The sequence below is a fragment of the Sodalis sp. RH16 genome (genome assembly GCF_047324245.1).
GTDB lineage: Bacteria > Pseudomonadota > Gammaproteobacteria > Enterobacterales > Enterobacteriaceae > Acerihabitans > Acerihabitans ligni.
On sequence record NZ_CP178737.1, the window covers coordinates 3,163,077 to 3,176,990 of the forward strand.

The 13,914-nt window shown below is 55.2% G+C and carries 13 protein-coding genes; 10 read left to right on the top strand and 3 right to left on the bottom strand.

Annotation, left to right across the window (positions count from 1 at the left end; all coding sequences use genetic code 11):
• Positions 1 to 64 precede the first annotated feature (64 nt).
• The 4 genes from hupB (at position 65) to ACL2XJ_RS14535 (ending at position 3,824) form a co-directional block, all read left to right on the top strand.
• Complete coding sequence (gene hupB / locus ACL2XJ_RS14520; RefSeq protein ID WP_132922930.1) at positions 65 to 337, top strand: nucleoid-associated protein HU-beta; 273 nt, start codon at positions 65 to 67, stop codon at positions 335 to 337.
• A gap of 297 nt (positions 338 to 634) precedes the next feature.
• Complete coding sequence (ppiD, locus tag ACL2XJ_RS14525) at positions 635 to 2,515, top strand: peptidylprolyl isomerase (RefSeq protein ID WP_413723635.1); 1,881 nt, start codon at positions 635 to 637, stop codon at positions 2,513 to 2,515.
• A gap of 139 nt (positions 2,516 to 2,654) precedes the next feature.
• The gene (locus ACL2XJ_RS14530; protein WP_413723636.1) at positions 2,655 to 3,284 is read left to right on the top strand and encodes a ComEA family DNA-binding protein; all 630 of its coding nucleotides are present in this window, start codon (positions 2,655 to 2,657) and stop codon (positions 3,282 to 3,284) included.
• Positions 3,285 to 3,542: 258 nt separating this feature from the next.
• Positions 3,543 to 3,824, top strand: a complete 282-nt coding sequence (locus ACL2XJ_RS14535) for an Arc family DNA-binding protein (RefSeq protein ID WP_132922928.1) — start codon at positions 3,543 to 3,545, stop codon at positions 3,822 to 3,824.
• 140 nt (positions 3,825 to 3,964) lie between these two features.
• Here ACL2XJ_RS14535 and queC read toward each other — a convergent pair whose 3' ends face one another.
• Positions 3,965 to 4,666 (bottom strand): 7-cyano-7-deazaguanine synthase QueC, encoded by a 702-nt coding sequence (gene queC, locus ACL2XJ_RS14540; protein ID WP_413723637.1) that lies wholly within the window; start codon positions 4,664 to 4,666, stop codon positions 3,965 to 3,967.
• A 96-nt stretch (positions 4,667 to 4,762) separates the two neighbouring features.
• A complete protein-coding gene (locus ACL2XJ_RS14545) occupies positions 4,763 to 5,803 on the bottom strand; it encodes a PLP-dependent cysteine synthase family protein (RefSeq protein ID WP_413723638.1) in 1,041 nt (346 codons plus the stop codon).
• A gap of 113 nt (positions 5,804 to 5,916) precedes the next feature.
• On the opposite strand from ACL2XJ_RS14545, the gene ACL2XJ_RS14550 reads away from it, so the two are divergent.
• From ACL2XJ_RS14550 to amtB, 5 genes are all read left to right on the top strand, one after another.
• Entirely contained in the window at positions 5,917 to 6,372 is a 456-nt protein-coding gene (locus ACL2XJ_RS14550; RefSeq protein WP_132922925.1) for an Lrp/AsnC family transcriptional regulator, read from the top strand.
• Between the two features lie 69 nt (positions 6,373 to 6,441).
• Positions 6,442 to 8,211, top strand: coding sequence for a SmdA family multidrug ABC transporter permease/ATP-binding protein (locus ACL2XJ_RS14555; protein WP_413723639.1), 1,770 nt, complete (start codon positions 6,442 to 6,444; stop codon positions 8,209 to 8,211).
• A complete protein-coding gene (locus ACL2XJ_RS14560) occupies positions 8,204 to 9,991 on the top strand; it encodes a SmdB family multidrug efflux ABC transporter permease/ATP-binding protein (RefSeq protein WP_413723640.1) in 1,788 nt (595 codons plus the stop codon). Before ACL2XJ_RS14555 ends, ACL2XJ_RS14560 begins: the two co-directional genes overlap by 8 nt.
• Positions 9,992 to 10,331: 340 nt before the next feature.
• Positions 10,332 to 10,670, top strand: a complete 339-nt coding sequence (gene glnK, locus ACL2XJ_RS14565) for a P-II family nitrogen regulator (protein WP_009639071.1) — start codon at positions 10,332 to 10,334, stop codon at positions 10,668 to 10,670.
• 37 nt (positions 10,671 to 10,707) lie between these two features.
• Positions 10,708 to 11,994, top strand: a complete 1,287-nt coding sequence (amtB, locus tag ACL2XJ_RS14570; RefSeq protein ID WP_165934155.1) for an ammonium transporter AmtB — start codon at positions 10,708 to 10,710, stop codon at positions 11,992 to 11,994.
• 181 nt (positions 11,995 to 12,175) lie between these two features.
• Here the strand turns inward: amtB and tesB are convergent, their stop codons facing one another.
• Positions 12,176 to 13,045, bottom strand: a complete 870-nt coding sequence (gene tesB / locus ACL2XJ_RS14575; RefSeq protein WP_413723641.1) for an acyl-CoA thioesterase II — start codon at positions 13,043 to 13,045, stop codon at positions 12,176 to 12,178.
• Positions 13,046 to 13,295: 250 nt separating this feature from the next.
• Between tesB and ACL2XJ_RS14580 the strand changes: the two genes are divergently transcribed.
• The gene (locus ACL2XJ_RS14580; protein ID WP_132922920.1) at positions 13,296 to 13,862 is read left to right on the top strand and encodes a YbaY family lipoprotein; all 567 of its coding nucleotides are present in this window, start codon (positions 13,296 to 13,298) and stop codon (positions 13,860 to 13,862) included.
• Positions 13,863 to 13,914: the final 52 nt, after the last annotated feature.

Sequence of the window (13,914 nt, forward strand, 5' to 3'; positions counted from 1 at the left end):
AGCTGCGCTGTCGCGTTTAAGGAAAATTCCGCCGCGACAAGAGAATTTTAGAGGGGATGAACGAGTGAATAAGTCACAACTGATCGACAAAATTGCCGCAGGTGCTGATATTTCCAAAGCGGCTGCCGGACGTGCATTGGACGCAATTATTGGTTCCGTTACCGAAACCTTGCAACAGGGAGATGACGTTGCATTGGTCGGCTTCGGCACTTTTACGGTTCGCGAACGCTCTGCCCGTACCGGTCGTAATCCGCAAACTGGTAAAGAAATCAGTATCCCAGCGGCTAAAGTGCCCGGCTTCCGCGCCGGCAAGGGTTTGAAGGACGCTGTCAACTGATTGTTGCACCGTTGTTTTTTGCGTCAAACTATTACCTGACGCAAGTGAACGGGTAGGGTAGAATACAGGGCGCATCTTTTCGATGTGCCTTTTTTGTTTTCTCCTGACAGATGGCTAACGTTGTTGTCAGAGGAATAGCTTTAGCGCGCAGCCGCTCTCGGATGACGGCATGATATACCCTATATGATCCGGGTTGCAGGAAGGCCAACGCACCTGCGGCTTGAAATATGACGGGTGTAGCGGGATATCACCGCCGCGCAGGGTTTCATTCATTTTACAGCGGAGTGTTGTCACACTATGATGGACAATTTACGCGCGGCCGCAAATCACGTCGTGCTCAAAATTATTCTGGCCATTGTCGCCATTTCATTCGTGCTGACCGGGGTAGGCAACTATCTGATAGGCGGCGGCGGAGATTATGCCGCCAAGGTCAACGGTCAGCAGATCAGCCGCGCCCAGTTGGAGCAGGCGGTGCAAAATGAGCGTAATCGCCAGCAGGAATCCTTGGGCGACAGCTTCTCGGCCCTGGCGGGCAACGAAGGTTATATGCTCCAGATGCGGCGGCAGGTCTTGTCCCAGCTGATAGACGAAACCTTGCTTGACCAATATGCCCAGACCCTGGGTCTGGCGGCCAGCGACGACCAGATCAGAGACGCGATCTTCGCCATCCCGGCGTTCAGGACCGACAACAAATTCGATAATGAAAAATACCGCTCCATCATCAACAGCATGGGATTGACGCCCGACCAATATGCGCAGCTGATGCGCAAACAGCTATTGACCCAACAGTTGATTCAGGGCATGGGGGGCACCGGTTTTATGCTGCCGGACGAAACCACCCGCCTGCTGTCGCTGGCTATTCAGGATCGTAAAGCGCGCTTGGCGACCCTGGACATCGATACCCTGGTGGCCGCACAGACCGCCACCGATCAGGAAATCCAGGACAATTACAATCAGAACAAAAACGCTTACGTCCTGCCCGAATCCTTTAAGGTCTCCTATATCCCCCTGGACGCCGCCTCGATGATGGATAAAACCACCGTCAGCGACGCCGAGGTACAGGCCTATTACGACCAGCACAAAGATCAGTTCACCCAGCAGGCACGGAAACATTACCGCATCATACAAAGCAAAACCGAGGCTGATGCGAAAGGCATCCTGGCGCAGCTGCAGCAGGGAGCTGATTTCGCCACCCTGGCGAAACAGAAATCCACCGATGTGATTTCCGCCAGAAACGGCGGCGATATCGGCTGGATGGAGGCTGACTCCACCGTCGAAGAACTTAAACAGGCCAACCTCAACGATAAAGGCCAGCTTTCCGGCGTGATCACCTCGTCGGTCGGGTATTTGATTGCCCGGCTGGATGATGTCCAACCGGCGCAGGTAAAGCCCCTGGCCGAGGTGCATGACAGCGTCGCGGCGAAGGTGAAGCAGGAGAAAGCGGTGGATGCTTATTATGCTTTGCAGCAGAAAGTAAGTGATGCCGCCAGCAATGATAACGAATCGCTGGCTTCGGCGGAAGCCGCCGCCGGTACCAAGGCTATCGAAACCGACTGGTTCAGCCGCGACAGCGTTCCGGCCGGGCTGAATTTTGATCCGGTGAAACAGGTCATCTTCGACGGTTCCCTGCTGGGCGCCAACGGCGCCCCCGGCAATAATTCCGATGTCATTACCGTGGATGGCGACCGGGCCTTTATCGTGCGTATCGCCGAGCATAAACCGGAGTCCACCAAATCCCTGGATACGGTGCGCTCGCAGGTGGAGCAGCAGGTTAAACGCCAGAAAGCGGCGCAGCAGGCCCGGGTGGACGCCGAAAAGATCCTGATGGCTTTGAAACAGGGCAAAGGGAATGATGCCCTGAAGGCGGCGAACCTGGCGTTTGGCGAGGCGCAGACCTTCGATTCCACCCGGCAGAACGACCGGTTGAGCCAAGCGGTCTTTACCCTGCCGCAACCGCAGCCGAATAAATCCTCCTATGGCCTCTCCGAGGATGGCAAGGGTAATATAGTTCTGCTGGCACTGGATGAGATCATTCCGCGCAAGCTTGACGATCGGCAGCGCAGCCTGTTTGTCGGCCAGTTGAATCAGGGCATGACCGGCGTGACTTTCGATGCGCTGCTTAATAACCTGCGCGGTGAAGCCAAAATCAAATTGGGCAATGCCGCACAAATGCAATAGCGGTCATAAAAATCCCGCATAGGATGTAACGGCAAAGGGTCCCGCATGGGGCCTTTTGCATCTTCGGTATTCCCTGGTTGTCCCTTTCTCCCGCCTCGGGCATTCTGCCACCCGTGCAAGCAAACAAGGAGAAAGCACAATGTATACATCATGGAAACGCACCCTCGGTATCATTCTGTCCACCGGTTTATTTATCATGCCGCTTGGCGCCTATGCGACGGTGGGAGATGACCAGGATACGACGGCCATCGGCCACATTGCCGAAGCTCATCACCATACCGGGCAGGATGAAGGCGGGACTAAAGCGACGCGCGGCGACTCATCAGCAGAGGTCGATGCTCTAACCCCGGACCTCGAAGCCACATCAACGGCAAGCGGCCAGGATTTGCCTATTGCCCAAACGGGAGATAAGGTCGTCCAGGGGGCTGATTCACAAACGGCCGTGGCGCCGCAGGACGACGCCGAAGGCAACGCAAAGGATAAATCCACGCAAACCGACGTCTCGGCGGCGGAAGGAGAAGGCGCCGGCAAGTCTGATAAAGCCGATAGCACTGCCGATGATGAAGATGAATTCGAAAAGGTCAATATCAATACCGCCACCGCAGAGGAATTGGCGGAGGGTTTGAAAGGCATCGGCCCGTCCAAAGCCGGCGAAATTATCAAATACCGTGAAAAGCACGGTCCTTTCAAGAAAATAGATCATCTGAAAAAGGTCAAGGGAATAGGAACTGCAACCTACGAAAAGATCCAATCTCAACTAGAGCTCTGATTTAACATTAGATTTGCGGGTTCTCCCGGCTGCGTCAGCGGGTGAATCCGCTAATTTAAAGCGCTTAACAACTTAATGTATTGATTTTAAAGGCTCTCTGGCCTATAAGTTAACAAGCGCTTTTTTTTAAAGTCGGCTAAAATGTATTCTCTCAATATGTCGCAAATTTTTGACAATAATATTAAATTTTTATGACAGCCTAGACAACCGGAACTAACTTTCCTAAGTTAGTGGCTCTTCTATGAATAGGAAAGCACGATGAGTGAGACAGCTAACTTAACAATCAAACTTCCTCTGCAACTCAAGGAAAGAATTAAAGCCTTGGCAGAGAGCAATAGCGTTTCCATGAGTGCAGAAATAGGCGCAAGGCTGGAACGCAGCCTGAATGAGGACAGCGCTGCGCCAACGGAGCATGTCGCCGCCGACGTCGATAATCAACACACCCAAGAAATCACTGAACAACCCTTTACCAGTAGTGAAGTGAAAAAACTGCGGGCGTTGCTGAATGCCACTTCCAAGAAAAAATCCAAGAAAAAATAAGCATTCTTCGTTCGAATAATGAGTCGTTTATTTAATGAAAGATTCAGGCTCGGAGGGAGGCGGTTGGTCCCTCTGACCCGATAAGCCGATCAACCAAGGTGGTTGGTTAATAATAAGGTGCGGTCAATGGAAACAGGCGGCTAATCCATAAGACCGGTTTTACGTTTCATTTCAGCGGCGACCCTTTCCGGATCCTGTTCATATTCAGCTAATCCCCTCGCCCGCAAATGGCAGGCGGCGCACTCGCCGCAACCATCGCCTTTGATACCGTTGTAACATGTCAGCGTATCGTGGCGGATCTTGTCCAACTGATGATAATAATCAGCCAACGCCCAGGTTTCCGCCTTGTTCAGCCACATAAGCGGCGTTTTGAACTCTATATCCCGGGCCATTCCCAGCTTCACCGCCTGGTTCATCGCCTGCACAAATTCGTCGCGGCAATCCGGATAACCGGAAAAGTCCGTTTCGCATACCCCGGTAATTACCGTTTGCGCACCCACCTGGTAAGCATAAATGGACGCCAGGGTGAGAAAAAGAATGTTGCGTCCCGGCACAAAGGTCGAGGGCAACGCGTCGCCGGCGGTATCGTCGTAGTGGGGCAGCGGGATGTTATCGCGGGTCAGGCTGCTTATCGCCAAATCATTGAGCAATCCCGCGTCGATAACCTTATGGACACGTGCACCCAGCTCCTGCGCCAAATGGCGGGCAATGTCAATTTCCGCCCGGTGGCGCTGGCCGTAATCAAAGGTAATGCAATGGACTTCATCATATAACGTGAGCGCTTGTATCAGGCACGTCGTGGAATCCTGCCCGCCGCTAAAAACCACTACTGCTCGTTTCATCACTGGACTCGTTGCATGTGTTGCGCAAAAGGATATGTTACTGCCTTCTTGGCGCAGGGCAAAGCCGAGATTTATTCAGGAGGTATCCCGGTGCCGCTATAGATCACGTAACATCTCAACCCAGGGAGCCGTATCGCCGATATGTTCTCTTACCCACGCCGGGTTGTAGTAGGTATCCTGATAACGTTCCCCGCTATCGCACAACAGCGTCACGATAGCGCCCCGGCGGCCTTGTGCCCGCATCTCCCGGGCCAATTGCAGTACGCCCCACATATTGGTGCCGGTGGAGCCCCCGACCCGGCGGCCTAAAATCGGCTCCAGCCAATAAAGGGCGGCGATGCTTGCGGCATCGGGAACCTTGATCATCCGATGGATAACATCGGCAATAAAAGAAGGCTCAACCCGCGGCCGTCCTATTCCTTCGATGCGTCCGGCCTGGTCGCCTGTGAGCAAGGGGTCGCGCTGATGATAATAATCATGGAATACCGAATGTTCAGGGTCGGTGACCACCAGGCGGGTATCGTGTCCCTGATAACGAATATAACGTCCCAGGGTAGCCGAGGTGCCGCCGGTACCGGCGCTCATCACAATATAGTCCGGTTCTGCGAAGGGTTCCCGGGCCATCTGCCGGAAAATACTTTCGGCAATATTGTTATTGCCCCGCCAATAGGTGGCCCGTTCGGCATAGGTGAACTGGTCCATATAGTGACCGTCCAATTCTTCGGCAAGCCTGGTGGCCTCTTCGTAAATCAGCCCGCTGTGGCCGACAAAATGGCAGCGTCCGCCATAAAAGGTGATTTGTTCTATTTTTCGCCTGGCAGTACACTCCGGCATGACCGCGATGAACGGCAGGCCCAGCAGCCGCGCAAAGTAGGCTTCCGATACCGCCGTGCTGCCTGAGGAAGCCTCGATAACGGGCCGGTTTTGTTTGATCCAGCCGTTGCATAATCCGTATAAGAACAGTGAACGGGCTAAACGGTGTTTCAGGCTGCCTGAAGGATGGGTGCTTTCATCTTTCAAATAGAAAAAAATGCCGGGAAACGACGGTAGCTCGAAGCGTATCAAGTGCGTATCGGCCGAGCGCTGGAAGTCAGCCTGTATGTCGCTGATAGCCTGTTTAACCCATTGCTGGTTCATAATATCCCCCGAAGTGTCGATGACCACAGCATAGCGGGGAAGCGGGAAAAAAAAGTTGCCTTTTTCTCCCTGATACCGTGTTATGGGAGAACGTTTTTCTCCAGAAGCTCGCCATGTTAGATAAAACCGATCGCACGTTACTCTCATTACTGCAGCAGGATTGTACGACGTCATTACAATCCCTGGCGGAAGCCGTGAATTTAACCTCCACGCCCTGCTGGAAACGTCTCAAACGCCTGGAGGAAGAGGGGTTCATTCGCGCCAAAGTGGCCTTGCTGGATCATGATAAACTGGGATTGGCACTTACGGCCTTTGTACATATCAAAACACAACAGCACAATAGCGACTGGTATCACAGCTTTGTCGCCCTGGTAAAAGAGATGCCGGAAGTCCTGGCGTTCTATCGTATGGCCGGCGAGTATGACTACCTGATGCGGGTGCTGGTTGCCGATATGAAAAGCTACGATAATTTTTATAAGCGCCTGGTTAACGGTGTGCCGGGGCTGATTGACGTTACCTCAAGTTTTGCGATGGAAGAGATCAAAAATACGACGGTAGTGCCATTATAATGGGTTCCCCTGAGCCGCCCCGGTTATCGGTCCGGGGCAAACAGGTAAATGATGCTGGAATAATATTTCGTGAGATTATTTGCACAACTGGGTTGGTATTTCCGTCGCGAATGGCGGCGTTATCTGGGATCGGTAGTCCTGCTGATCGTCATCGCCATTTTACAGTTGATCCCTCCCAAGCTGGTGGGGGTGATTGTGGATGGCGTGACCGAACACCGGGCTTCAAACCATATGATCATGCTGTGGCTCGGCGCCATGGTCCTTACCGCGGTACTGGTCTACCTGCTGCGCTATGTCTGGCGCGTATTGTTATTCGGTGCGTCATATCAGCTGGCGGTGGAACTGCGCGCCCGTTTCTACCGATTGCTCAGCGGGCAGCTGCCCGGCTTCTATTTGCGCCACCGCACCGGTGATTTGATGGCCCGCGCCACCAATGATGTGGATCGGGTGGTGTTCGCCGCCGGGGAAGGGGTGTTGACCCTGGTGGATTCGCTGGTAATGGGCTGCTCGGTGCTGGTTGTGATGAGCGTACAGATCAGTTGGCAGCTCACGCTGCTGTCCCTGGTGCCGATGCCGATTATGGCGCTGATTGTCAAACACAATGGCGATGAACTGCATCGGCGTTTCAAATCGGCGCAGGCCGCCTTCTCCTCCTTGAATAATCAGACCCAGGAAAGCCTGACCGGTATCCGGATGATCAAGGCTTTCGGCCTGGAAGATTACCAATCGGACCGGTTCGTACAGGTGGCCGCCGATGCCGGCGCGAAGAATATGCGGGTGGCGCGTATCGACGCCCGTTTTGACCCGACCATTTATCTGACGGTTGGATTCTCTAATTTATTGGCCATCGGCGGCGGCAGCTGGATGGTGATGCGGGATTTACTGACCCTTGGCCAGCTCACCAGTTTCATCATGTATCTGGGGTTGATGATTTGGCCGATGCTGGCGTTGGCCTGGATGTTTAATATCGTCGAGCGGGGCAGCGCCGCCTACAGCCGTATACGGCAGACCCTCGATGAAGCGCCGGAAATCGCGGACGGCATCAGCGCATTGCCTCCCGGGCGCGGAACGCTGCAGGTGGATATCGGCAGTTTTACCTATCCCCATACCCTGCAGCCGACCCTGACCCATATCCAGCTGATGCTGTCGCCAGGGAAAATGCTGGGTATCTGCGGTCCCACCGGCGCCGGTAAAAGCACGCTGCTGTCCCTTATCCAGCGTCATTTCGATGTTACCCGCGGGGAGATCCGGTTTCACGGCATTCCGCTGCCGTCCGTCAAGCTTGACGAGTGGCGCGGGCGTCTGGCGGTGGTCAGTCAAACGCCGTTCCTGTTTTCCGATACCGTGGCGCATAATATCGCCCTCGGCAGGCCGGACGCCACCCGACGGCAAATTGAACAGGCGGCTGAGCTGGCCTGCGTGCATGATGACATTCTCAGGTTACCGCAGGGGTACGAAACCCAGGTGGGTGAACGGGGCGTTATGCTGTCCGGCGGCCAAAAGCAGCGTTTGTCCATCGCCCGGGCCCTGCTGCTGGAAGCGGAAATCCTGTTGCTGGACGACGCGCTGTCCGCCGTCGACGGACGCACCGAACATACCATCCTGCGCAACCTACGCCAGTGGGGCGAGGATCGTACCCTTATCATCATTGCGCATCGGCTGTCAGCGCTCCATGCGGCGGATGATATCCTGGTGCTGGCCCATGGCACGGTCACCCAGCGGGGACAACACCGCGGGCTGTTGCAACAGCCGGGCTGGTACCGGGATATGTTCCGCTATCAGCAGCTGGAAGAGGCCCTGACCGCCGATCCCGATGCGCCGGAGGCGGCCGATGCGTAAATGGCAAACCCAATGGCCCACCTTGAGGCGATTGCTGTCTTACAGCGCGCCCTATCGCAAACCCTTGATCCGGGCGGTGGTGATGCTCTGGCTGGCGGCGGCGGCGGAAGTGGCCGGGCCGGTGGTCATCAGTTATTTTATCGATCACGTGGTGCCTCTTAAGCGTTTCCCCGCGCTGCTGGTGACCGGGCTGGCCCTGGCATATATCGCGCTGCAGCTTATCTCCGCGTCGCTGCGCTATTTTCAGGCCCTGCTGTTTAACCGTACGGCATTGGACATAGTGCAACAGCTGCGTACCGAAGTGATGGATGCTTCGTTGCGACAGCCCTTGAGTACCTTCGATACCCAGCCGGTGGGACAGCTTATTTCCCGGGTGACCAACGATACCGAGGTGGTGAAGGATCTGTATATAACCGTGATGTCCACCTGGCTGCGCTGTATCGCGCTGGTGGTGGCCATGCTGGTGGCCATGTTCGCGCTGGACTGGCGCATGGCCTGCGTTGCGCTGGTCATCTTCCCGGTGGTGGCGCTGGTGATGTCTATATACCAATATTACAGCACACCCATCGTGCGTCGTCTGCGCGCCTATCTGGCGGATATCAATGACGGTTTTAACGAAGCAATCAGCGGTATGACCGTTATACAGCAGTTCCGGCAGCAGCAGCGATTCGGAAAAAAACTGGCGGAAGCCAGCCACTCACACTATCTGGCCCGCATGCAGACGCTCAGGCTGGAGGGTTTCCTCCTGCGGCCGTTATTGAGCCTTCTCTCCGCCCTGGTGCTGTGTGGCCTGTTGATGCTGTTTGGCTTCAGCCCGGTAGGTTCGGTGGGGGTAGGGGTACTATATGCCTTTATCAACTACCTGGGACGGCTGAACGAGCCGCTGATTGAACTCACTACACAGCAATCCATGCTGCAGCAGGCGGTGGTGGCGGGGGAGCGTATCTTCGAGTTGATGGATGGCCACCGGCAGCAATACGGCGCGGATGATAAGCCCCTGTGCAGCGGACGCATAGACATCCGTGATTTGACCTTTGGCTATCGGGACGGCGCGCCGGTGATAAAACACGTCTCGCTCACCGTTCCATCCCGCAGCTTTATCGCCCTGGTGGGACATACAGGCAGCGGAAAAAGTACGTTGGCCAATCTGATGATGGGGTACTACCGTATCGATGAGGGCCGCTTACTGCTCGATGGACGCTCCATCGACAGCCTGTCGCACCGGGTGCTCCGGCAAGGCGTGGCTATCGTCCAGCAGGATCCGGTGGTCATGGCGGATACGGTATTCACCAATATCACCCTGGGGCGGGATATCACCGAAGCCCAGGTCTGGCGGGTCCTTGAACAGGTGCAATTGGCCGAACTGGTGCGTGCGCTGCCCGACGGACTGTATGCCGAGCTCGGCGAACAGGGTAACACGCTGTCGGTGGGGCAAAAGCAGCTGCTGGCGCTGGCCAGGGTCATGGTATCGACGCCGGAAATCCTCATTTTGGACGAAGCGACGGCCAATATCGACTCCGGCACCGAGCAGGCAATCCAACGGGCGCTGGCCACCATCCGCCGGCAGACGACGCTGGTGGTTATCGCCCACCGGCTGTCCACGATAGTCGATGCCGATGAAATCCTGGTATTGCATCGCGGCGAAGCGGTAGAACGGGGTTCCCACGATTTCCTGCTGCGACAGCAGGGGCGTTATTACCAAATGTACCAGCTACAGCAGGCAGGCCGGGCCTTGAGTACCGCCGGGATATTGGCGACCCCCATAGCGCCGACGGTTTGACGGGGCTTTTTACCAAGGCTCGGCATAGTTCGTGATGCGCCTGCTTACCGGCGGGCGGGCTGAATGGTCCGCCCATTTACATCTACCCGCACCGCAATCGGGCATTAACCAGCATTCACCCGCGCCAATGCACCCTTATCAGGCGCGGCGCCTCTTTTTGGTGCACCTATTCTCCCTCTCTTTGGACGCAGCTTCCGATAAAATCAAAGACAAACCTGCCCGCGCTCCATGGGCAGGCATCGAAGGGTAAATTTCTATTTCAAAACATTTATGGCACATGCTTTGCTTTACTCAGGCGTAGTGGTCGCGAGTTCGGATCCAAATTCTTGAGGGGGAGCATATGAAGCTGGTAACCGTGGTGATAAAACCATTTAAATTGGAAGACGTGCGAGAAGCACTTTCTGCTGTGGGTATTCAAGGGCTAACGGTCACCGAGGTAAAAGGGTTTGGACGGCAAAAAGGCCATGCTGAACTTTATCGCGGGGCTGAATACAGCGTTAATTTCCTGCCAAAAGTGAAAATTGATATTGCCATTGCCGATGATCAATTGGATGAAGTTATCGACGTCATCAGTAAAGCGGCTTACACCGGTAAAATCGGGGACGGCAAGATTTTTGTTGCTGAGTTACAACGGGTTATTCGCATTCGTACCGGCGAGACCGATGAAGCAGCACTTTAACGACACGCGCGAATTTTGTGGATAGGGATGAATGAAAATGAAGAAACTTGTCTCATTAACCGGTCTTGGGGCAGTGGCATTGTTGCCCACATGGGCCATGGCCGCGACACCTGTTGTTGATAAGGCCGATAATGCGTTTATGATGATTAGCACCGCTTTGGTGCTGTTTATGACGTTACCGGGCATCGCTTTATTTTACGGCGGCTTGATACGCGCCAAAAACGTCCTGTCAATGCTGACCCAGGTGGCGGTAACCTTTGCCATGGTTTGCGTGCTGTGGATGCTGTACGGTTACTCTTTGGCCTTCAGTGAAGGCAATCCCTTCTTCGGCGGCTTTACCTGGGCGATGCTGAAAAACATTGAAACCACGGCGTTGATGGGGACTTTCTATCAGCTGGTGCATGTGGCGTTCCAATGTTCTTTCGCCTGTATCACCGTGGGTCTGATCGTCGGCGCGCTGGCGGAACGCATCCGTTTCTCCGCCGTTCTGATTTTTGTGGTTATCTGGCTGACATTCTCTTATGTGCCGATGGCGCATATGGTGTGGGCGGGCGGTTATTTGGCGTCCATGGGCGCGCTGGACTTCGCCGGCGGTACGGTGGTACACATCAACGCCGCCAGTGCAGGTCTGATCGGCGCTTATATGCTGGGCAAACGCGCAGGCTTTGGTAAAGAATCATTTAAACCGCATAACCTGCCGATGGTATTCACCGGTACCGCCATTCTTTATGTCGGCTGGTTTGGCTTCAACGCCGGTTCCGCCAGCGCCGCCAATGAAATCGCCGGACTGGCGTTTATCAATACGGTCATGGCTACCGCCGGCGCCATTCTTTCCTGGGTGTTCGTCGAGTGGATGATTCGCGGCAAGCCTTCTTTGCTGGGCGCCTGTTCCGGTTGTATCGCCGGTTTGGTTGCCATTACTCCGGCGGCCGGCTTCGTCGGTGTCGGCGGTGCGCTGGTCATTGGCTTGGTGGGCGGTGTCGCCGGTCTGTGGGGTGTGGTTGCCCTGAAGAAATGGCTGCGTGTGGATGACGTTTGCGATGTGTTCGGTGTGCACGGCGTTTGCGGTATCTGCGGCTGTCTGCTGACCGGTGTCTTCACTTCCGCTTCACTGGGCGGCGTCGGTTATGCGCAGGGCGTGACCATGGGTCATCAACTGTGGGTACAGCTTTATAGCGTGATCGTTTGTTTGATATGGTCCGGCGTGGTTGCCTTTGTCGGCTTCAAGATTGCTGATATCGCGGTGGGTCTGCGGGTTTCCGAAGAACAGGAACGCGAAGGTCTGGATGTCAACAGCCATGGCGAAAGTGCTTACAACGAATAACTTATGCAGGATTGGCCGGTAAAAGTTTACCGGCACATCATTGAACCGGGGCGTCTAGATGACGCCCCGGTTTTTTTGCGGACAGATTCGCCTCCATTTTATCGGTCTCCCTTAACACGTTCGCTGCACGTTCGGCGATCGCGGGCCTACCGCGCTGTGGGGCGCTTTTCCGCCGGTTGGATTAACCTGGTTCATTGGCGCGGCGCATGACGCCTTCCTGGGTTGCCGATGCGATAAGCCTCCCGTCGCGGCTGTAGAATTGCCCGCGCACGTAACCGCGCGCTCCCGAGGCGGAGGGGCTTTGTATGGCATATAACAGCCAGTCTTCGAGATTGAATGGCCGATGAAACCATATGGAGTGATCAATGGTGGCGATGTTCATGCCCGGTTCGAGAAAGCCCACGCCGTGGGGTTGGAGGGCGGTAGGCAGGAAATTGAAATCGGATATATAACCCAGTAAATACTGGTGGCTATGGATATCTGCCGGCATGGCGCCGTTGGCGCGCAGCCAGATATAGCGCTCGGGTTTTTCCGGTCGGCCCTTGGCGGGGTTATGAAATATAACCGGGCGGACTTCGAAGGGTTGCTCTCCGGATAATCTTTCCCGCAGCAGCGGCGGCAGATTCCCCCCCAGGCGGGCCATAATTTCCCGCTCCGATGTTAATCCTTCGGGAGACGCCACCTGCGGCATGGTGTCTTGATGCTCAAATCCCTCTTCGGGATATTGGAAAGATGCGGTCATGGAAAAGAGGGTTTGGCCCCGTTGTATGGCGTCTACCCGGCGGGCGCTGAAATTATTGCCGTCGCGCAGGTTGGCAACTTGGTACATGATAGGTTCATTGCTGTCTCCGGGACGCAGGAAATAACAATGGCAAGAATGCAGAATGCGCCCGTCAGGCGCTGTTTGCCGGGCGGCAAACAGCGCCTGGCCGACCACCTGGCCGCCAAAAACACGCTTTAACCCTAAGTCTTCGCTTTGGCCGAGAAAGCGCCCTTCTTCAATTTTTTCCAACGTCATCAGCGCCAATAGCTGATCAAGTGTGTGGCTCATAGGCGAATACCGTTAAAATTCAAATGGATTAAGGATAATGCTCTGGACACCGACTCCACCATTCACCAGGCGTCCGCCGCATCCCCTGAGCGGGGTTGACCCCAATGAGTTTACCCGCGAATGCGCCCGGCAGGAAAATATCAGGATCCTGTGCCATTATTAAAGCATTAGGTGGTATTAACCACTACGAATTCACCGCCGTTGACGAGTGGTGAAATGATGAACTGATAATAAGAAGGAGAGGTAAATCATGAAACTCTGGCAAACAATCGGCGGTGTCGTTTTATTGGCAGCGCTCGGCGGCTGCACTCACGGGAATAGAGAGCATCAGGTGGCGACTCCCGCGTTTAAAACCCCCGGTACGGCGGAGGGGGCGGATGCCATAAGACAGCCAGCGGTGACAGGTACCGTATGGATCAGGCAACGTTTGGCATTGCCGCCTGATGCGGTGTTAACCGTGACCCTGTCAGATGCAAGTTTGTCCGATGTCCCTTCCACCGTCATATCGCAGCGTGTGATACGCACCGAAGGCAAACAGGCGCCGTTCAGCTTCGTGCTGCCCTATAATCCCACCGAAATCCAGCCCAACGCGCGCATTCTGCTGAGCGCGGCCATTACCGTCAACGGACGTGTGGCGCTAATGACCGAGCAGGTAAAACCTGTGATTAACAATGGCGGCACCAAGCAGGATTTGGTTCTTGTCCCCGCAACGTCAATACCTTTGGCAAGCCGGCCCATAGTCCCCTCTACAGTGCCCGCCACGTCGCCGACGCAGGTTACGCCTTCAAGCAGCATACCGGCGCCTAATCAACTTTAAACCGGTTTGTCCCGCAGGTCTGTGGGACGCGACTGCCGGCTGATAAGGCCCG

Coding starts and splice junctions, on each gene's coding strand:
- ppiD (WP_413723635.1), top strand. CDS start 635: ATGATGGACAATTTACGCGCGGCCGCAAATCACGTCGTGCTCAAAATT.
- ACL2XJ_RS14530 (WP_413723636.1), top strand. CDS start 2,655: ATGTATACATCATGGAAACGCACCCTCGGTATCATTCTGTCCACCGGT.
- ACL2XJ_RS14535 (WP_132922928.1), top strand. CDS start 3,543: ATGAGTGAGACAGCTAACTTAACAATCAAACTTCCTCTGCAACTCAAG.
- queC (WP_413723637.1), bottom strand. CDS start 4,666: ATGAAACGAGCAGTAGTGGTTTTTAGCGGCGGGCAGGATTCCACGACG.
- ACL2XJ_RS14545 (WP_413723638.1), bottom strand. CDS start 5,803: ATGAACCAGCAATGGGTTAAACAGGCTATCAGCGACATACAGGCTGAC.
- ACL2XJ_RS14550 (WP_132922925.1), top strand. CDS start 5,917: ATGTTAGATAAAACCGATCGCACGTTACTCTCATTACTGCAGCAGGAT.
- ACL2XJ_RS14560 (WP_413723640.1), top strand. CDS start 8,204: ATGCGTAAATGGCAAACCCAATGGCCCACCTTGAGGCGATTGCTGTCT.
- glnK (WP_009639071.1), top strand. CDS start 10,332: ATGAAGCTGGTAACCGTGGTGATAAAACCATTTAAATTGGAAGACGTG.
- amtB (WP_165934155.1), top strand. CDS start 10,708: ATGAAGAAACTTGTCTCATTAACCGGTCTTGGGGCAGTGGCATTGTTG.
- tesB (WP_413723641.1), bottom strand. CDS start 13,045: ATGAGCCACACACTTGATCAGCTATTGGCGCTGATGACGTTGGAAAAA.
- ACL2XJ_RS14580 (WP_132922920.1), top strand. CDS start 13,296: ATGAAACTCTGGCAAACAATCGGCGGTGTCGTTTTATTGGCAGCGCTC.